The organism is Synechococcus sp. MU1651 (assembly GCF_023630635.1).
In the GTDB taxonomy this organism is placed as follows: domain Bacteria; phylum Cyanobacteriota; class Cyanobacteriia; order PCC-6307; family Cyanobiaceae; genus Parasynechococcus.
On sequence record NZ_JAKUHJ010000014.1, the window covers coordinates 1 to 19,039 of the forward strand.

General features: G+C 61.6%; 18 protein-coding genes and 1 pseudogene. 9 read left to right on the top strand and 10 right to left on the bottom strand.

Going from position 1 to position 19,039, the window contains the following annotated elements; genetic code table 11:
* Positions 1-143, top strand: a pseudogene (locus NCN05_RS09950) (photosystem II D2 protein (photosystem q(a) protein)); the annotation flags it as partial.
* A gap of 52 nt (positions 144-195) precedes the next feature.
* Here the strand turns inward: NCN05_RS09950 and NCN05_RS09955 are convergent.
* Entirely contained in the window at positions 196-936 is a 741-nt protein-coding gene (locus NCN05_RS09955; RefSeq protein WP_250397955.1) for a DUF8692 domain-containing protein, read from the bottom strand.
* Between the two features lie 87 nt (positions 937-1,023).
* Between NCN05_RS09955 and NCN05_RS09960 the strand changes: the two genes are divergently transcribed.
* Positions 1,024-1,983 carry a hypothetical protein gene (locus NCN05_RS09960; RefSeq protein WP_250397956.1) on the top strand — a complete coding sequence of 320 codons (960 nt, stop codon included), beginning with the start codon at positions 1,024-1,026 and terminating at the stop codon, positions 1,981-1,983.
* A 117-nt stretch (positions 1,984-2,100) separates the two neighbouring features.
* Complete coding sequence (locus tag NCN05_RS09965; protein ID WP_250397957.1) at positions 2,101-3,639, top strand: DUF2079 domain-containing protein; 1,539 nt, start codon at positions 2,101-2,103, stop codon at positions 3,637-3,639.
* 40 nt (positions 3,640-3,679) lie between these two features.
* On the opposite strand, the gene NCN05_RS09970 is transcribed toward NCN05_RS09965, so the two are convergent.
* Genes NCN05_RS09970 through NCN05_RS09980 form a run of 3 tightly spaced genes read right to left on the bottom strand, consistent with a single transcriptional unit; the run spans position 3,680 to position 7,927 of the window.
* On the bottom strand, positions 3,680-5,215 hold the full coding sequence (locus NCN05_RS09970) for an ArnT family glycosyltransferase (protein WP_250397958.1): 1,536 nt from the start codon (positions 5,213-5,215) through the stop codon (positions 3,680-3,682).
* On the bottom strand, positions 5,178-6,308 hold the full coding sequence (locus NCN05_RS09975) for a glycosyltransferase (RefSeq protein ID WP_250397959.1): 1,131 nt from the start codon (positions 6,306-6,308) through the stop codon (positions 5,178-5,180). Before NCN05_RS09975 ends, NCN05_RS09970 begins: the two co-directional genes overlap by 38 nt.
* Before the next feature lie 23 nt (positions 6,309-6,331).
* Positions 6,332-7,927: an ArnT family glycosyltransferase gene (locus NCN05_RS09980; protein ID WP_250397960.1), complete on the bottom strand. Its 1,596-nt coding sequence runs from the start codon at positions 7,925-7,927 to the stop codon at positions 6,332-6,334.
* A 434-nt stretch (positions 7,928-8,361) separates the two neighbouring features.
* On the opposite strand from NCN05_RS09980, the gene NCN05_RS09985 reads away from it, so the two are divergent.
* From NCN05_RS09985 to NCN05_RS10005, 5 genes are all read left to right on the top strand, one after another.
* Entirely contained in the window at positions 8,362-9,789 is a 1,428-nt protein-coding gene (locus tag NCN05_RS09985) for an iron uptake porin (RefSeq protein WP_250397961.1), read from the top strand.
* A 209-nt stretch (positions 9,790-9,998) separates the two neighbouring features.
* The gene (locus NCN05_RS09990; protein WP_250397962.1) at positions 9,999-11,504 is read left to right on the top strand and encodes an iron uptake porin; all 1,506 of its coding nucleotides are present in this window, start codon (positions 9,999-10,001) and stop codon (positions 11,502-11,504) included.
* 112 nt (positions 11,505-11,616) lie between these two features.
* Positions 11,617-12,585 (top strand): cysteine synthase A, encoded by a 969-nt coding sequence (cysK, locus tag NCN05_RS09995; protein WP_250397963.1) that lies wholly within the window; start codon positions 11,617-11,619, stop codon positions 12,583-12,585.
* Entirely contained in the window at positions 12,582-13,250 is a 669-nt protein-coding gene (locus NCN05_RS10000) for a J domain-containing protein (RefSeq protein WP_250397964.1), read from the top strand. Before cysK ends, NCN05_RS10000 begins: the two co-directional genes overlap by 4 nt.
* Positions 13,247-15,313, top strand: coding sequence for a glycosyltransferase family 39 protein (locus tag NCN05_RS10005; protein WP_250397965.1), 2,067 nt, complete (start codon positions 13,247-13,249; stop codon positions 15,311-15,313). Before NCN05_RS10000 ends, NCN05_RS10005 begins: the two co-directional genes overlap by 4 nt.
* On the opposite strand, the gene NCN05_RS10010 is transcribed toward NCN05_RS10005, so the two are convergent.
* Positions 15,292-15,546, bottom strand: a complete 255-nt coding sequence (locus NCN05_RS10010; RefSeq protein ID WP_006850906.1) for an NAD(P)H-quinone oxidoreductase subunit O — start codon at positions 15,544-15,546, stop codon at positions 15,292-15,294. The two genes, NCN05_RS10005 and NCN05_RS10010, sit on opposite strands and share 22 nt — an antisense overlap.
* 82 nt (positions 15,547-15,628) lie before the next feature.
* On the opposite strand from NCN05_RS10010, the gene NCN05_RS10015 reads away from it, so the two are divergent.
* Positions 15,629-16,558, top strand: coding sequence for a TIGR01777 family oxidoreductase (locus NCN05_RS10015; RefSeq protein WP_250397966.1), 930 nt, complete (start codon positions 15,629-15,631; stop codon positions 16,556-16,558).
* On the opposite strand, the gene NCN05_RS10020 is transcribed toward NCN05_RS10015, so the two are convergent.
* From NCN05_RS10020 to NCN05_RS10040, 5 genes are read right to left on the bottom strand one after another with little or no spacing between them, the layout of a single operon-like run.
* Positions 16,506-16,778 (bottom strand): DUF8620 family protein, encoded by a 273-nt coding sequence (locus tag NCN05_RS10020; RefSeq protein WP_250397967.1) that lies wholly within the window; start codon positions 16,776-16,778, stop codon positions 16,506-16,508. The genes NCN05_RS10015 and NCN05_RS10020 overlap by 53 nt on opposite strands.
* Positions 16,775-17,947, bottom strand: a complete 1,173-nt coding sequence (locus tag NCN05_RS10025; RefSeq protein ID WP_250397989.1) for a lipid-A-disaccharide synthase-related protein — start codon at positions 17,945-17,947, stop codon at positions 16,775-16,777. Before NCN05_RS10025 ends, NCN05_RS10020 begins: the two co-directional genes overlap by 4 nt.
* Before the next feature lie 14 nt (positions 17,948-17,961).
* Complete coding sequence (locus NCN05_RS10030) at positions 17,962-18,129, bottom strand: hypothetical protein (RefSeq protein WP_250397968.1); 168 nt, start codon at positions 18,127-18,129, stop codon at positions 17,962-17,964.
* Positions 18,130-18,175: 46 nt separating this feature from the next.
* Positions 18,176-18,595 (bottom strand): hypothetical protein, encoded by a 420-nt coding sequence (locus NCN05_RS10035; protein WP_250397969.1) that lies wholly within the window; start codon positions 18,593-18,595, stop codon positions 18,176-18,178.
* 49 nt (positions 18,596-18,644) lie between these two features.
* Positions 18,645-19,037, bottom strand: coding sequence for a HesB/IscA family protein (locus NCN05_RS10040; protein ID WP_114987465.1), 393 nt, complete (start codon positions 19,035-19,037; stop codon positions 18,645-18,647).
* Between the last annotated feature and the right edge of the window lie 2 nt (positions 19,038-19,039).

Sequence of the window (19,039 nt, forward strand, 5' to 3'; positions counted from 1 at the left end):
CAGAAGATCCCGAATTCGAGACCTTCTACACCAAGAACATCCTTCTGAATGAAGGTCTGCGTGCCTGGATGGCACCGGCTGACCAGCCGCACGAAAACTTCGTCTTTCCTGAAGAGGTTCTGCCCCGCGGCAACGCCCTCTGATCACAAGGCCGATTGTTTCTTCAACCGCCCATCCGGGCGGTTTTTTTTTGGTTCAGTTGCTGTCTGAATCAGGCCCCAGACGCAAGGTGAGATCGAGGCTGTTGCGTTGATCGAGCAGCGCTCGTAACAGTGCATCGATGAGCAGAACGATGCCAAGCAGTTCCAACGCTTCCTCCAGACCTGTAATGGCGCCATACCAGGGGCTATGCAGTCGGATCAGATTCGATCGAACGGCGAAGCTGCCGATCATCTCCATGCCGATGGCACCGCCGATGTAGACGGCCCCTGATCGCAGCAACCGTGATGCCGTTGCTCGGGAGATTGAGCCGAGGAAGCGGCGAAAGCGCCACAGCAGGATGAGGGCGAGGACGGCGTAGGGCACCACCCAGGTGGATGCCAGAGCTGGGTGTACTTGGTGCCTGAGCCCTGGAATGATCAGGATCTCGTGGATCTGAAGGGCTTCGTCGAGTGCCAGAAAGATGAAAATTTTCGACAGCAAACGCCAGTCCTGGGCAGCGATGCGATCGCTGCTCTGCCCCAGTCGTTGCATCAACAGGGCCGCCATCAGCAACAGCGCGGTGCTGAACAGGGTGGGCAGGTTGAGTTCGCGGTCCATGTTGAGGCTGTCCAGCCAATGCTTCTCCGCCCCGAAGCCGTAAATGCCCACTTGCACGACGCTGTGGGCCAGCAAGAGCCCTGCGGTGATGGCCATCAGCAGCTTTCGGATCGATCGTGGCGTCAGCGGAATGATTCCGATCTGGCGTGGATCCGCTGCATTCGGTTGCTGAATCACGGTTGGCTTGTGCGGAGGGTGAACCCCGGTCTCAGAGTTCGGTTCTAAACCTCTGCTTAACCTGCGCTTCGCGCAAGGGATGGCTTGGTGGCTGTGATCTACACACGGGGTCGTGCTCTCAAGGCCGCCATCACCGTTGTGTTCGTGGTGGTGGCGGCTGCGTCTCTGTTGACAGTGGCCGTGCAGCTGGTGATGTCTGCCTCTGGCGGTTCCCAACCTGATCTCGGTTGGGGGGTCTTGGCTGGTGTGAGCACGGGGTTGGCGGTTTGGGCCACCCGTTCAAAGGGGCTGTTGCTGTTGCTTTCGGTTGCTGATCCTTTAGCCCATCAAGGTCGTACCCGCGCGGTTTGGGGACTGCTGGCACTTGTGTTTTTACTGGTTGTGGGATTGAAGACAGGCGCGCCGAACCGTGATGCTTACAAACAGCTGGTGTTTGGTGAGGGCGGCTTGGTGGAGTGGAGCCAAGTGCTTGTGCTGCTGCTCGCCACCCGGACGGCCTGGTTGATCGGCGCCGATTTGAATGCGCGTCTTGAGGAACGCCGACCCGGGCGCCTGTTCAAGTTCGGCGCAACATGCCTGGCGCTTGTTTTGATGGAGGAGCTCGCCTGGGGGCAGGTCATCTTTAGTTGGCAGACCCCACCCTTGTTGAACGAGATCAACGCGCAGAACGAGACGACCCTGCACAACATCGGTTGGTTTCAGGATCGACTGGATATGGGCTCCTTCCTTGCGACCCTTGGGGTTTTGGCTGTTGTGGTTCTCGCGCCTCGCTGGATGCGAGCGCTCACAAGAAACTGTTCTGAATCGATGGCGGCCGTGTCCCGGGCCCTCACTCCCGCTGTCTACAGCTGGCCGCTGTTCATGGCCGTTTCTGCACTGGCCTTCTGCATTGCCACGCGCACCTTCTCCAATGTGATCCTCAATCGTGATCAGGAGTGGGGTGAGCTGGTGCTTTACGCCTCGCTCCTCCTCTCGCTTCTACGGACGCGCGTCTTGTTGGGTTCTGTGGAACCTCAAGCTCCTGATTGCGTTGCCGAGGATCCTTAACCTCCCTCCATTCGACGTCAGGTTTGCATGAGCGATCCCAGTGCATCTGCTGCCCCATCCCGAGGTCTAATGCCAGCTCCGGTGGTGATCTTGGCGTCTGGGTTTTTTTTGGCGTGTTTGAGCATTCAGGCCTGGCGGCTCGAGAGCCTTAGTGCCACCTATGACCAGGCCCTCTTTCTGCAAGAGCTCTGGTCAACGGCTCAGGGGCGGCCTTTTGAAAGCAGCTTGTCATCGGTGCTGTCCGCCGCTGTGAAAGTCGGCGGTGAACTGCCGTCGGTGAGTTATCTCCACCTCGGTCAGCATGCCAATTTCCTCACGCTGCTGATTGCACCTTTGGTGCTTCTGCTCGGTAGCTGGGCGCTCCCATTGGTGCAGGTTTCGCTGTTGACGGCAGCAGGCTTGGTGCTTTGGAGGATTGCTGCCAGGCGTTTGCCGGAGTCACTAGCGATCCGTATCACCGCCGCTTATTACCTCAGTGGTGCTGTGATCGGCCCAGCCCTTGAAAACTTTCACGATCTGATCTGGTTCCCTCTGCTGGGATTCCTCGTGGTGGAGGCACTCTTGGAGCAGCACAACCGTCAGCTCGTTCTTGCGGCAGTGATGTTGTTGCTGGTTCGGGAAGACAGCGGGCTGGTGTTGTTCTCCTTGGGGCTTTGGGCCTTGGTTCGTCAGCCGGCCGCCCGTTGGAAGGGTGTCGGCTTGATGGCGGTGTCATTTTTCTGGGTCTTGATGGTCACCGGATGGATCCAGCCAGCGGTTGATTCATCGTTGTCCGATCGCTTTCTCCAGGAAAAGTTTGGTCATTTGGTGGATGACGTTTCGGGCGGCACCCTCTCGGTACTGGTTGCAATGTTGCGGCATCCACTGGCGGTTCTGCAGGCGATCGTTTCTCCCCCTGGCGCAACACTTGGTTTCCTGCTGGCCCTCAGTCTTCCTCTGCTGTTGATCCCGTTGCTGTCGGTCGATTCAGCCTTGTTGGTGGCTGTCCCCCTCTTGATCGCGCTGGTGTCGCAAGGGCGCTCGGCACTGTCTGTGACGCTTCGCTATGTGCTGGCTCTGGTTCCTGGTCTTTATTTGGGCTCAGTTCTCTGGTGGCAGCGTCATGCATCGGTTTGGACCATGCCTTGGATCCGTCGCTGTTGGTTCGGTGCCTTGGCGCTTGGTTTAACGCTCACCTTGGTGGCAAATCCCCATCGCAGCCTTTCGGCCCTCGTGCCCGATAGTTTTTCGCCGTGGGTTCATGTGTCTCCCTCTGCCATGCTTGAGCGCCGCGCTGCGTTACGTGAAGCTGTGGCCTTGATCCCTGAGCAGGCCAGTGTCTCTGCCGACACATCTGTGCTGCCCTGGCTGGCGCAACGGGAGGTGTTGATCCGTTTCCCGAAGTCCACGCAATATCTCGATCGTGGTGGAGAGCCACAGTTGGTTGATTGGGTGGTGGCCTTCCCCGGTTATTACACACCCTTGGCACCGGTGTTCAAGCTCGAGCGCAATCTGCAACGCTCGATTGGCCGCAAGCTTTCAAAGCTTGTTGCGTCTGATAATTATCAGTTGATGCACTGTCATCGGGGAGCTGTTGTCCTGAAGCGGATTTCAATTCAGGCCGGAACATCCGCCGAAGCTGCAATCGATCCTCGCTCCTGTTCGTGGTTGAACTGAGCTTGGTCCCCTTTGTCGGAAAGAACGTTGTGGCTCGGAATTAAAAATTCTCAGGCAACTCCTTAATTGGAAGCAGGTAAGTCTGCTGTCGTGGATCAATCCAGGCACCTGAGCTTGAAGCTGTCAGCTTTTCAAGCATTGTGCGCCGCTCTTTTGGCAGTGGTCGGTAGCTCTCTTCCCAGTGGAAGCTACCTGTGATGTGACTGGCACCGGCGCGCTTCAACTTCGCGATGCGTTCCGAGGTGAGCTTCTTGTTTGAGATCAACCAGCCCTGTCGCCGGGCCAGATTGAGCAGTGTCGGGTCGGACCCTGTGACACTCACGATTCGGGCTTCAGCCGGGAGTTCGCTGCGGATGGTGTCTGCAAGTGGCATCCAGATGCTGCGCTGACGTACCTCTACAGCCCAGTAATCGAACGACAGCACCATCAAACTGATCATCATTGTGATGCTGAGCACCGCTTGAACCAGCCAGCCTTGCTGTTTGGATTTCCAGGTTTGCCATCCCAGTCCCACCAATGGGGAGCTGAACAGCAACAAAGGGAACTGGTAGTACTCATGCACGGTGCTTGATCTCATCGTGGCCATGGTGCAGAGCAGCAACCCGATTACCCCCCCTAGGGCGATGCGCCCTCCCCCAATCCGCCAGCTGCGGATGCTTCCGATCACGAGGAAGGGAATCCCCATCAAAGCCAAGGCCCGTAGGCCGGTTCGGACGCCAAGGTTCATCCAGCTCGAGAGATCGAGCACCAACGCGATGTTGCTGCGATCACTGTCCTCTCCCCAGAAGCCGAAGGTCAGACCGCTGGCTGCTCCCAATTGATAAGCGTGCAAATACCAGCCGGACGTCATGGCCAGGGCAGTTGCTGTGTAGATCCAGAACCATGGACTCAGCGCCAAATGCCTGATCCGTTGCAGGATCTGTTGAGGAGATTCAACTGCTGCTTGGGGCGATGGGGTGAGCTGCACCATCAGCAGGGGCAGCCCCAGCCAAAGCAGTGGAATCACCTTGATCAGGCCAGCCGTTGTGAAGCACAGCCAGCTAAGGACCAGGGCCCAGGGCAACCGTCGCTCGCGCCAGAGGCTCAGGCTCTCCAGGGCTCCTGCGGCACAGAGCAGCAACAGGGCTTCGGCTTGAAAGGCGCGCCCGTAATACACCCCCAAAGGTGCGATGGCAAAGGCCAGGCCCGCCCACCAACCGGCTTCGGGGTTGAACCAACGCCGGCTCAGGCGCATCACCAGCCAGATGGTCAGTGCGCTGCAGAGCACCGACAGCCCGCGGCCCAGCCATTCCTGCATGCCCATCAGGTTGTACAGGCGGCTCACCAGAAAGGGGTAAAGCGGAAATTCAGATTCCACAAAGCCGGCACTCGCACCGCCCCAGTCGACCTGCGGCAGCCAGATCGGTGTGCCTGCCTGGCTGAAATGCCTTGCCATGGCTGCAGTGTCGGCTTGTCGCCAGCTGTGAACGCCGACCACAGGCATCCAGATCTGCACCAGCCGCAGCAGGCTTCCCAGGCCGATGGGCAGCCAGGCCGGCTTAGGGGCTGTTCCAGACAAATCGGGATGAGGCCGCATAGTTCCAGACGTAGACGACAACAATGCCCGCCAGTTGGGCCCAGAGCGCATGGGCCTGAATCAGGGTGTAAAAACTGGTCGCAAGGCCAACGTTGGCAAGCGCGGGTAGGGAGGCCACCAGCAGGAACTTCAGCAAACCCCGGATCAATTGCCGTCCGCTCTGGCGTCGGTCGCGAAAGGTGAGGGCGTTGTTCACCAGATAGTTCGAGCTTGCGGCGGTGATCACGGCCACTGGAAGCGCCTGCTGAAACGCCAGGTTGAACAGGCCCATCAGCAGTGCTGTGGACAGCAGCTGCACCACCACGCCTGAGGCGCCCACAAGCCCGAAGCTGATGGCCCGCCGCGGCAGCAGCCGCAGGGTTGCGGTGTGAATCAGGGACACCACGAAGTCCCAAAGGACGGCGAGATCGAGCTTGGAACTGCCATGCAGCCTTGGCTGAAAACGCAGCGGAATTTCTCCCACCTGCAGGCGGCCGCGACTGATGGCCAGGAGTTCGTAGAAGAATTTGAATCCGTTGACGTCCACTTGACGCACCAGCGGCAGGCAGCGGTTGAGGCGCAGCACGATGAAGCCGCTCATGCAATCGCTCAGGTGCCGGTAGGACCTGGGCAGGCTCCAACGGGCCAGACGGTTGGCCAGGGTGGAGCCATCGGTGCGTCGATCACTGAGGCCACGGATTACGGAGCGGTCGAGGAAGCGGCTCCCGGCCACAAGGTCCAGTCCCTCTCGATCCAGGAGCTGCACGGCTTCGCCCACGGAGGTCGGTTCGTGCTGTCCATCGCTGTCCATCACCACAGCGGTGGGATAGAGGGCTGCGATCAGGCCTTCTTTGATGGCGCTGGCCAGTCCGGAGCGTCCCACCCGTTGGATGATCCGGATCCTGGAGTCCTGGCGGGCCAGGGCGCGAACCAGATCTGGGGTGCCATCGCGGGAATCGTCATCGACGACCAGGATCTCGATCGGATTCTCCGTCTCAAGACGGAGGAGGGATTCGATCACTTGGCGGATGGAACCGCCCTCGTTGAAGGTGGGAAGCACGATCGACAGGCCGCTGTGGCTCGTTGCTCCTTCACGTTCCGTGGTGGACGACACAGTGCGCTCCAGTCCGGCTCAGGCTACCGACAGTTGGCCAGCGTCCATCGACCCGCTTGGCCTTCGATGATGCAATCCTCTTGGGGCTTGTCGCTTAAAGGCCGGCCTGGGCCTTTTTTGAAACGACGGATGCGTTGTTCGGCATACCAGTTCAGGCTGGGACGTTCGTCGTAACCCTTCAGCCTGATCTCACGTCCAGGGTTGGCTCTGGCCAAGGCTGCTACCGGTTGCACGGGCCACGTTTCGTTGAGCTCCCACAACCACAGGGGTGAGTGAAACAACATGGCCAGCGCTGCCACATTGCCGCAGCTGAGGCTGATCACCCCAAGGCGTCGTCGCTGTGGTGCGCCAAAGCGCAGCCACCATCCACCGCCACACCAGCCAAGGCCCAGTAGACCCGCTAGGCCGCGGTAGGGCGCAAGGCTGCCGCCGATGCTGCTGAAGCTGCCCAGCCAAAGCAGCAGGAGCAGAAGCCCGAGCCCGAGCCAGAAAATTGGAAGCCGCAACAGCAGCCAGCGGCAGGGGGGCTTTGGGTTGCCAGGTGAATTTGACGAAGAATGGGGACGCTCCACCAGCCAGACCAGTAGCGGAGCACAGAGGAGAGCGATGGGCAGCCAGAGCGGGTGGCTGTACCAGGGGAGCTGGGTGCGCAGCGGAAGAATGGCTCCGCCCAAGGTGATCAGGCAGGCCAGCGACCAGCGGCCCCAGCGGCTCTGACGGCACTGCCAGGCCCAGATCAGGGCGAAGGGCAGCAGCGGCAGCCAGGGCCAGCCCCCCTCCAGCACTTCGATCAGCGGGACCCGCCAGCCCAGATCACTGCCTTCGCCGGCATCCAGAAGAACCCGCCCGGCACCATCTCCGCCCCAGAGCCAGAGCGCTTTGCTCCCCCGGATGTGGGCATGCCAAAGATGCCAGCCGATCCCCGGTGCCAGGCCCAGCAACATCCCGATCAAGGCAGTGGACCTGTTGTTCCAGCATTTCCATTCCTTGCCCCAGGCCAGCGCCAAACCGGCGGCCACCGCCGCGGGCACCAGCAGAGGGGCCTTAAGCAGCAGCATGGCGCTGGCCATCAGGCCGGCGATGGCCCCCCAGATTGCGCTGTACCGGCTGCTATTGAGCTGCAGCAAGGCCAGCCAAAGCAGAGCCATGGCCGTCAGCTGGGTGCCGTCCAGCATGGCTAGGCGTCCATGCCGGGCTACCGGTAGCAATGTCAGCAAGATCAGGCTGGTGGCGAGGGCACTGGAGCGATCTCCCGGTCGTAGTAGCCATTGCAGCCAACCCCCAAGCGGCACCACCAGGCACGACAGCAAGGCCGGTGCCAGACGGATCGCCCACTCTGAAGGGAGCTGGTTTTGCTGTGTCGTTGCACCGATCACGAGGGCGATCAGGCTGTGCAGACCAGGTGCCTTGTTGAGGTAGGGCTTGTCCCAGAGGGTGGGCAGCCATGGGGCTTCCCCGAGTCCGTGGCGAAGTTCGAGGGCCACCCGGGCCACGGTGGCTTCGTCGAAGTCCCGCAGGGGGAGATCGCCAAGCCCGATCAGGGCCAGCACGGCGGCGGCCAAGCCAAGCCCCCCCAATGCGATCCAGGGGGCTGCCTCAGGAGCTGAGCCGGAGCGCATGGGTGGCTCCCATCACATCAAAAACTGAGTATGGTCCTTGTGTTCAGGATGCAGCGGCGTGGAGAGATGAATGCTTCCTTCGGGAGATGTTCATCATTCCGAAGGCGTTGCCGGCATTCACAATCCTTCAGGAGGAGGTGTCCATGATTTCCAGTTGTTTGATGCAGGGTCTGCTGATCGCGGAGAACGCTGGCTGAACGGCGCCTTCTGAACTGATCATCCGGTTCCGCGGCAAAATCGGACCCGGCGAGAGCCCCCGTCCGGATCTCCGGGCGGGGGCATCGTTTATTGAGGGGGATGGCTTACCGGCTCAAGACGGTATCCACTGATACATGTCGATGTAGGGACCGGCACAAGCTGCATTTATTAACGAATGGTTGCCCCTCACAATCCGGGATGGCGCACTAGCGCCTATTTCCTGTGTGAGGAATTCAATGAAGCTTTTCCAGCAACTGCTGGTGGCTCCCGCCGCCCTTGGCCTTCTGGCCACCGGCGCTAATGCCGCCGAGCTGAATATCAACGGCGTTTCTGATTACGCGGCTTCCGCTGATCAGGTCACCAGCGTCACCCAGTTCTCCGACGTCTACCCCACCGACTGGGCCTATCAGGCTCTGGCCAACCTGGTGGAGACCTACGGCTGCGTCGCCGGTTACCCCAACGGCACCTTCCGTGGCAACCGGGCCATGACCCGCTACGAAGCGGCTGCCCTGCTGAGTGCTTGCCTCGATCGCGTCACCGAAGTGACCGACGAGCTCAAGCGCTTGATCGCTGAATTCGAGACCGAGCTGGCCATCCTTAAGGGTCGCGTTGACGGCCTCGAGGCCCGCGTCGGCGAACTGGAAGCAACTCAGTTCTCCACCACCACCAAGCTCAAGGGTTACACCGCTTGGGTTGCTGGTGCCCTTGATGGTATCGATGGCTCTGAAGCCACCACCCTCAACTACGACTTCCGCCTGAAGCTGGCTACCTCCTTCACTGGTGAGGATGAGCTGACTGCCGTGCTGCGGTCCGGCAACTTTGACGATTCCATCTTCGGAACCGGCCTGACTTTCGTTGAAACCGCAATGGCTAGCGGTAACAGCGTCAAGCTTGGCCGTTTGTTCTACACATTCCCTGTTGGTGACTCTCTGAGCGTCACCGCAGGTCCCATCGTCCGTACCGACGATGCTTCCATGTACGCCGGCTATGCCACGTACTACCCCTCTGACCTGCTGCTGGACTTCTTCACCTACGGCGGCGCTCCTACCACCAACAACCTGGCTTACACCGGTTCTGGTGTTGGTGCTGTCTACACCCTGGGTGATAGCGGCTTCAAAGTGAGCGGCAACTACGTTGCTGTTGATGGCGACGACTCCTCCAAGGGCATCGGTACTGACGCCGGCGTTACCACTTCCGCTTGGCAGCTGTTCTACGAAGGCGAAGTCTTCGACGGCAACTTCCTTGCTCAGGTTGGTTATTCCTACGAGCAGAACGCTGGCCTGGCCATCGGCACAGCCGATACCACTGCTGACCGCAGCGGCTACAGCGTTGCTGCTGCTTGGAAGTCTGCCGACGCAGGCTTGATGCCTTCCATCAGCACCGGTTACTCCTGGGCTGATGTCGACGACACTTCCGACGATATCGACTCTTGGTACGTCGGCCTTGAGTGGAGTGACGTCTTCATCGAAGGCAACTCCTTCGGTGGCGCTATCGGTGAAGCTCCCAGCTTCGAGGATGAGGACTCCAGCACCATGTGGGAAGTCTTCTACAGCTTCGCTGTGACCGACAACATCACCATTACTCCTGCCGTCTTTGGTATCGATGATGGTGGTGACGCTGAAGAGGTCTTTGGCGGCTTGGTTAAGACGACCTTCGTCTTCTGATAGTCGGAATTTTGGGTCCCTTGGATCCTCATTTTCGGGAACTGCTCTCCACATCAGTGGAGAGCTTTTTTTTTGGCGTTTGGCGGATGGTCTTAACCGATACATAAACGACTCTTGGACTGCTCTTACTGGCTGGCTTAAAGCGCGCCAATAGCGTGGACCCGCTGGCATGTCTTGCCGGCACTTTTCTCATGGTGTGAGAACCCAAAATGAAGCTTTTCCAGCAACTGCTGGTGGCTCCTGCCGCCCTTGGCCTCCTGGCCACCGGCGCTAATGCCGCCGAGCTGAACATCAACGGCGTTTCTGATTACGCGGCTTCCGCTGATCAGGTCACCAGCGTCACCCAGTTCTCCGACGTCTACCCCACCGACTGGGCCTATCAGGCTCTGGCCAACCTGGTGGAGACCTACGGCTGCGTCGCCGGTTACCCCAACGGCACCTTCCGTGGCAACCGGGCCATGACCCGCTACGAAGCGGCTGCCCTGCTGAACGCCTGCCTCGACCGCGTCACCGAAGTGACCGACGAGCTGCGCCGCCTCATGGCTGAGTTCGAGACCGAGCTGGCCATCCTCAAAGGTCGCGTTGACGGCCTCGAGGCCCGCGTCGGCGAACTGGAAGCAACCCAGTTCTCCACCACCACCAAGCTTTCAGGTAAAGCAACCTTCGTCACGGGTGCCCTTGATTCCGAGGACAGCGAAGCGAAGGCAGACGATGACGCATTCAGCTTCTCTTACGACTATCGCCTCGGTCTGAAGACTTCCTTCACTGGTAAGGACCTTCTGTTTGCACGCCTGCGTGCCGGCAATATGAAGGACGGCTCTGCTTTTTCAGGTGGTTTCCGCAAGCTGGATGTCTCCGGCATGTCTGGCAACACTCTTGAGCTTGACCGCCTGTACTACAAGTTCCCTGTCGCTTCAGGCTTTGAAGCCATCGTTGGCCCCATGGCCCGTAACACCGAAAGTCTGGGGATGAAGCCCACGGCTTACACGCTGAAGACCTTGAACATGTTCGGTGGTCAGTTTGGTGCCGGAAACGTCTACAACAAAGAGACCGGCGGTCTCGTTGGTGTGATCTGGAAGCAGCAAGTTGCCAAGGGTGAGCCCCGCTTGACTGCTGCTCTCAACTACGTCGCTGATGACGGAGAACAGGCCAGCTCTGAAGCAGGCATGCTCACGTCTGATTCCAAGGGGAACACCACCGCTCAGATTGGTTATGGCACCAAGCAGTGGGGTGCTGCATTGGGTTATCGCTATGGCCAGTGTGGTGCTGGATTCGGCACCGGCTACTTCAAGTCCCAGTCCTGCGGTTCAGAGGGTGACACCGTCGACTCCCAGAACTTCGCCATCAACGGCTTCTGGAAGCCCGCTGAGACTGGTTTTATTCCGTCACTGAGTGCTTCTTACGGCTGGTCTGACCTCGAAGGCAGCACTGTCGAAGAGCTCCGCACTTGGATGGTGGGCCTTCAGTGGGACAAAATTGCCGGTTCTTCCCACAGTCTGGCTGTTGGTTTCGGCGCACCCTTGTATGTCGAATCCCAAGAGGGTGATGACCCTGATGCTCCCGAGCTTGCTTGGGAAGCCTCTCTGAAGTACAAGGTTTCCAGCAACATCACTTTGATTCCGGCAATCTTCTATCTGCCTGAGTCCAGTTCCAAGCAGGGTGAGTCGGGCTATGAGCAGTTTGGTGCCGTTCTCCAGACTGTCTTCAAGTTCTGATCATTCAGCCCAACTTCGGTTGAGCCTTCAGAACGACCTTCCTCATACACACGTCCTAGCCCTCCCCTGCGGAGGGCTTTTTTTATGGTCGCTCTGCGGGCAAGCTGCAGCCATGAGCATTGCGCCTGACATCACGGCCTTGATCGGTGGCACGCCCCTGGTGCGGTTGAACCGATTGCCCCAGGCCTGCGGCTGCCGGGCCGAGATCCTGGCCAAGTTGGAGAGCTTCAATCCATCCGCCTCGGTCAAAGACCGCATTGCCAGCGCCATGGTGCTAGATGCGGAGCAGGCAGGCACGATCATTCCCGGGCGAACGGTGCTGGTGGAGCCCACCAGCGGCAACACCGGGATCGCGCTGGCCATGGTGGCGGCAGCCCGGGGGTACCGGCTGATTCTCACCATGCCGGACACCATGAGCACGGAGCGTCGCGCGATGCTGCGGGCCTACGGAGCAGAGTTGCAGCTCACCGACGGTGCCCAGGGCATGAATGGGGCCATTGCGCTGGCCAAGGAGCTGGTGGAGGAGATCCCCAACGCCTACCTGCTTCAGCAGTTCGACAACCCCGCCAATCCAGCCGTGCATGAACGCACCACGGCGGAGGAGATCTGGCGCGATACCGATGGCCAGATCGATGCCTTTGTGGCGGGGGTGGGCACCGGCGGCACCATCACCGGTTGTGCCCGTCTTTTAAAAGCGCGTCAGCCGCAGCTGCAGGTGATTGCCGTTGAGCCCGAGGCCAGTGCTGTGCTGTCTGGAAAGCACCCTGGGGCCCACCGCATCCAGGGGATTGGAGCTGGTTTTGTTCCTGCGGTGCTTGAACTGGATCGGATTGATTCGATCCTCACGGTGAGCGATGAGGAAGCGATGCAGGTGGGCCGGCGTCTGGCCCGGGAGGAGGGCCTGCTCTGCGGCATCAGCAGCGGAGCAGCCATGGCCGCAGCCCTGCGGGTGGGCCAGGACCCCGCCATGACGGGCAAACGCCTGGTGGTGATGCTGGCTAGTTATGGCGAGCGCTACCTCTCCACCCCGATGTTCAGTGCTGCTTCGCAGCTTCCCGCCCGAAGGGATGGTCAGCTGTGAGCGATCCCTATGCCGTGCTCGGTGTTAGCGGCACCGCCAGCAACGCTGAGATCAAGGCGGCCTACCGCCAGCTGGTGAAGCAGCACCATCCCGATGCCGGTGGCGACGACCAGCAGATGCTGGCACTCAATGCTGCCTGGGAAGTTCTTGGGGATCCCGAGCGCCGCAAGGCCTTTGATCGCACACGGCCCCAGCCGGCACGGGCTGCATCGCCGACGGATCTGCGCCGGGCCAGCCGTGCCCATGATCGTGCTGTGGCCGCGGATGATGCTCTGGTGGAGTGGCTGCGGCGGGTCTACGCCCCGATCGATCGGATGCTCGGTGAGGTGATCAATCCCTTCCCCAAGCAACTCAAGGCACTGTCGGGAGATCCCTACGACGATGAGCTGATGGAGGCGTTCTGCAGCTATCTCGAGGCGAGCGGACGTCGGATGGACAAGGTCAAGCAGCTGTTTCAGTCGTTGCCCACGCCGGCCTCGGCCCGTGGCTTTGGTCTGAGCCTTTATCACTGTCTTTCGGAAGTGGAAGACGCTCTGGCCGAATTGGAGCGCTACACCATGGGCTACGTGGATGGGTACCTCCACGATGGTCGCGAGATGCTGCGGGAGGCTAAGCAGCGACGCAAGCGGCTCCAAGATGAACGGCGTCGGTTGGAGATCGTGTGAAACAGCGCTGGCGTTTCTGGGCTTCGGTTGCCCTGATCTGGGTGCTCTCCACTCTGGTGGATCGGCTGTGGTGGACGCTCCAGACCGGAGTCCCTGCCTGGGATCAGGCTGACTACCTCAATAGCGCTATGGACCATGGCCGCGCCTTGGGCTTGCTTCCCGGTGGGGCTTGGCAGGGTTGGCCGGCGCTGCTGGATCTATCTCCCAAGATTCCGCCTTTGGCATCCCTGGTGAACGGCAGTGTGATGGCGATCGCTGGAGATGCCCCTGAGCAGGCGGCCTGGAGCCTCAGCCTCTGGAACGGCATGTTGCTGGTGGTGATGGCCGGCTGGGGGCGGCGTCTGCAGGGGGATGGCCTTGGCCTGATCGCTTGCCTCCTGACAGCGTTGACACCTGTGTTCATGGAGTTGCGCACGGATTACGTGCTGGAGATGGCTCTGATGGCCAGCTGCAGTTTGGCGATCTGGCGTCTTGGGGTCTGGTGTGATCCCAAGAGAGGTGGCCGCTGGGGGCAGGCCTGGGGCTGCACCGTGGCGGCTTTGGCAGCCGTGCTGGTGAAGCAAAGTGCCCTTCTGGTGCTGGTCCCCGCCGGTGTCTGGGCCGCAGGAATCGCGCTGCGGCGTGGTGGTCCTTGGTTGCGGCAGGCCCTGCTCTTGCCCCTGCTCACGGCGGTGCTGATTGGTCCCTGGTTGCGTCATAACTGGATCACCAGCCTCGGCGGCACCAACCGGGCCGTGTTCGAGTCGGCGGTTCGGGAGGGGGACCCCAGCGTTTTCAGTCTGGACAGTTGGCTTTGGTATCCGCGCCTGTTGCCGGAGCAGCTGGGCAGTGTGTTGCTGCTGGTGGGGCTTTCTGGACTATTGCTCTGGTGCTGGCAGTGTCAGAAGGTCTCCACCGATCACGGATGGTCCTGGCGCTGGCTCATGCTCAACCTTGTTGGGGCCTGGGTCCTCACCACCCTGAGCCCGAACAAGGATGGTCGCTACATCACGCCGCTTTTGCCCTCACTTGTGTTGCTGCTGGCCCGGGGGTGGTGGCAGTGGGGTCACTGGTGGACAACCAGGCGCCCTTGGATGGCGAAGCCTTTTTTTGCGTTAGGGCTTCTGGCTTGTGTGCCCGCGGGCTGGGCGCATCAGCTGCATCGGTTTGAGCACCGTTCCCGCGGTCCGGTGGAGGCTGTGGTGGAGGCCGCCGGCGGTGCAGATCCCAGTAGGCCTTCTGCCACCCTGATCGTGGTTCCCAGCACCTCCGACCTCAACCAGCACAACGTCAGCTTCTACGGCCGTCGCCGCGGTGGTCAGACCGTTGGACGTCAGTTGGGTGGTAATCGCGAGGACCGTGAGCCTGTGCTGGCACGGACGGAATGGGTGGTGTTGGCGGAAGGGAACCAGGGATCCGTGCGCAAAGCGGCGCGAAAGCTGGATCAAGCGGTGCGCAGCAGCGGTGTGTTCGAGCTGGTGCAGCAGTTTGAACGTCCGAAGGGGGGGAGTTATTCCCTCTGGCGCCGCAGCGCGACGCACCCGATTGCAGGCCCTTCCTTCGCGCAGCGCTTCCCCGAGCTCGCCGCTGGCTTGGCGGCAGGGCCGGTGGGGCTGGATCCGGTGTTCGCTGTGGTGGGGCAGGAGCACATGCTCGATGGCCATTTCAGCTATCGGGAGCCGGTGCGTTCTGAGGCCTTGGCGGCCTTGGCGCAGGATCCCGATGCTGTGCAACCGCGTTGGACCCTGGCGCTGCTGGCGGTGCTGGACAACCGCCCGGCGCAGGCAGCGGAGCAGTTCGAGGCGCTGCAACGGCTGTTGCCTGATAACCCCTGGCCAGCGGCCTACCGCAGTGTGGTCAACCTGGCGGGGTGGAACCCCTGGCAGGCCGCCGCCGCTGCGGATGGGGCCGGCGTTTCGAATCCTGTGCTGGCGGGGCTGGGGGATCTCAGCGGCGTGCTCTCCGGTGCTTTGTGGCGCATCCCTGCTGCCATCACGTCAGTTCCAGCGGCCGTCACAGCCGTGGAGGAGGCCCTGGAGCCCGCCTCCAATCAAGATCAGGATCAGGAGCAGGCTTCCAGCTGATCCATTCGCAGCCACACATCGGGCACCGGACGGTTCCAGCGCACCTGGCCGTAGTCCCCTTTCACCACCAGCAGCTCGCCGGGACCTTCAAAGATGTAGTCGGGTGCTGTGGGATCGCTGGCTCCAGCCTCAAGGCTGGAGCTGTAGGCGGCTCTGTTCACCTTGACCAAAGCCCCTTTGCGCAGCGCAGCAGGCTTGGCCTTGGCGGGGGCAGCGGCGTCGGATTCGGCCATGACAGGGGATGGTGATGGCACCAGGCTAAAACCAATCGCCCACGAACCCCCTTAGCCTCCCAGCCGCACCACCCCCGCTTTCATGCGTCTGCTGCTGTTCGGCTGCACTGGTTTTGTTGGCCGTGAGCTCCTGCCGCTCCTGCTTCAGGCCGGCCATCAGCTCACGGTGGTGAGCCGCCGCTTGGCCCGCGGCTACGACGCTGAACGGGCGGATGGGCGACTGATCTGGATGCAGTTCGACCCCGCCAGCAGCAGCACCTGGGCCGACGCCGGGCTGTTGGATGCCCTGAACCAGGCCGATGCAGTGGTCAACCTGGCGGGCGAACCGATTGCCGAGAAGCGTTGGACCCCGACCCATCGGCAGCTGCTTGAAACCAGCCGTCTGGAAACGACCTCTCAGTTGGTGAAGGCGATTGAGGCCTGTGCCACGCCACCGAAGCTGCTGGTGAATGCCTCGGCCATCGGCTTCTACGGCTCCAGCCTGGACAAGCGTTTTCTTGAATCGAGCACCCCTGGCGACGACTTCCTTGCGAGCTTGTGTGAGCGCTGGGAAGCGGCGGCTGAGGCGGTGCCTTCCGCTGTACGGCAGGTCACTTTGCGGATCGGCATTGTGCTGGCGGCCGACGGCGGCGCACTCGGAAAAATGCTTCCGGTGTTCCGCACAGGGTTTGGCGGTCCGATCGGCAGTGGCCGGCAATGGATGAGCTGGATCCACCGCACTGACCTCTGCGCTCTGATCCTTCGATCCCTCACGGACGAGAGCTGGAGTGGTGTGATCAATGCCGTGGCTCCCGAGCCCGTCTCGATGACGGCCTTCTGCAAGCAATTGGGGCGCAGCCTGGGCCGCCCCAGCCTCCTGCCAGTGCCGGCCCCCGTGCTGCAGGTGCTCTTGGGGGATGGCGCCAAGGTGGTGCTTGAGGGCCAGCAGGTGGCTTCGGAGCGGCTTGACGGCTTGAACTTCAGCTTCCGCTACCCCGATCTGGCTTCAGCACTCGCCGCTGCCACCAGCTGAAGATGCCGCTCACCAGGGCCGCCATGATCAGCAGGCTGATGGCTGGGGCGAACAGGGGTTGCCACAGCAGCTGAACCTGGTCCATCAGCCAGTCATGGCCTTGGCCCTGTTGCACCACGGCAACGGCGAAGACCCCGGCGCCGATAAACACCAGCAGCACATTCACCATCAGCAGCCGGTCGAGCCAGCGTTTCCAGACCGGTTCTGTGGGGGCACTCATGACAGCAGTGCACTGATGGCTGCCGCCATTCTCGGGCCTCCTCCCGCTTCTCCGAGCCGTCGTTGGGCTTCCACCTGGCATTGCCGCTGCAAGCCAGGATCCTGTCGCGCACGATCCAGCAGGGCCATGGCCAGCTCCGCTGTGGCCTCCAGGGCCTCACGGCTGCCACTCTCCCCGTCGGCGCAGAACACCGTGGGGCCCAGCAGGCGCCGCTGGGCTTCAGCGAATGCCGCTGTGAATTGAGGCCCCTGGCCCGGCAGCTGCAGCACCGGTTTGGCCAGGCCAACGGCTTGTTCGATGGCGGTGCCCGCCATGCCGATCACCAGGTCGCTGCCCTGCAGCACGGCACCGAAGGCTCCGCGGCGCACGTTGATGGCCAAAGTTCCATCGCGATGCAGCACGCCGTTGTTGTCCAGCCGCCAACCGCATCGTTCGCCGAGCTGCCGCAAGCTGTCGTCATCGAGGCTGGGCACCAAGGCCAGATCGACGTTGCAGCGAACTGTGTTGGGCAGCAGCTCGATCAGCCGCAGCAACAGCTGCAGGTTCTGTTCCAGTTCCGGTCGGCGGCTGCCGGGCAGCAGACTGATGAGTGGCGTGCTGCTGGGCGGCGGGGTGGCCGCTGTGAGCACCGAATCCATGAACGGATTGCCCAGGAAGGTCACCGGCCGTTGCAGTTGTCTGCTGAGGTCTTCGGCGGTGCGTTGATCGCGGCTGTACACCGCTTTGAAGCGGCGGCTTTTCAACAGAGCAGCGCAGGGCCAGGGCAGGCGCAGCGTCCCTTCGTAGTGGCTGGAGTAGGCCACTAGGTAGGTCGCCACAGGCCGTTGGCTGAGCCATGCCGCGATCACAGGGATCACATCTCCCACCACCAGGATCAGATCAAAGCGACGCCGGTACCGCATCAGACGCACGAGGCGTCGGAGCAGATACAGCACTTGCCCTTGGGCGATCTCGGTGAGGCGGCCGCGAAGGCTGGTGTAGCCGATGCCGCCGGTGCTGAATTCATGGCTGCGTCCCAGCAGCGGTACGCCGGCTGTTTGGTAGGCGCTGCCAAGGCCCACCAGCGGAAGAGCCTGCACGTTGTGGCCCTGCTGCTGAAGCTCCTGGGCCAGCAGGGCGCCGGAGAGGTCTTCACCGTGGCCATTGCTCAGCAGCAGGATGCGTGCCATCGCCGGGCTGCCCATCACCACATCCAGGTGCTCGGATCCGGTATGCCGTTGGCGCGCCTGGCCAGCTCCAACCGTCGCGCTTCGCTGGCCAGGCGTTCCTGCCGTAATTGAGCCGAACGATCCGCTGGAGGTCGCACGCGAACCTGGGACGGCAGACGGGTGATGGTCCAGGTGGCTGTCATGCAGGGTTTGTCAGGCAGTGGCTGTCATGCAGCGCGTCCGTTGTGATCAGAGCTCAAGCCAGGCTTTCACTTTCTCGAGGGCCTTCCAGCCGGGTTTGCGCTCAAGCCCGTCGGCGATCGAGGCCTTGAGTTCGCCAGACACCTCTGGGGCCAGGGTCATTACCTGCTGGACCACCTGGATGTGGTCACGCACGCCCTTGGATTGGGTTTCCAGCAACGCCAGGCTCAGGTTGATCCTGGCCTGGGGGTCCTGGCCGTTGAGTCTCACCGCGAAACGTGCCGACCGCAGCGCCTCCTCTGGCTCATTGCAGAGCAGCTGCAGCCAGGCCAGGCAGGTCCAGCCCGCCGATTGGCGGGGGGCGGCGTCAACGATGCGGGCGAAATCAGGGAGAACCTCTTCGGCCGCGGCGCCAGCCTGATATCGGGCCATGGCCTGCTCAAACAGGCTGTCCTGGGAAGTCTCCATCAACAGGGAGAGGGCAGTGATCTCCCTTCAGATTCCCACGTGGCTTCGCTCATACGGCGAAGGAACTGCCGCAGCCACAGGTCTGGCTGGCGTTGGGGTTGGTGAAGTTGAAGCCACCACCGATCAGAGCCGTGCTGAAGTCCAGCTGCATTCCGTAGATGTAGAGCAGGCTTTTGGGATCACAGATCACCCGGAAGCTCTGACCATCAGCCGCCATGTATTCGTAGGTCTCGTCGTCGTCGAGGGTGTCTGAGGCGGGCACGAAATCCATCGTGTAGCTCATGCCGCTGCAACCACCGGACCTCACCCCGACGCGCAGCACCTGGTTCTCACCCTGTTCGCCACACAGCTTGGCCAGCTGCTGCATCGCCGGTTCGGTGATCAGGATGCCCTTGCCGTCTTTGGCGGTATGGGCCGGCGCGGTATCGGGGGTGGAAGTCATGT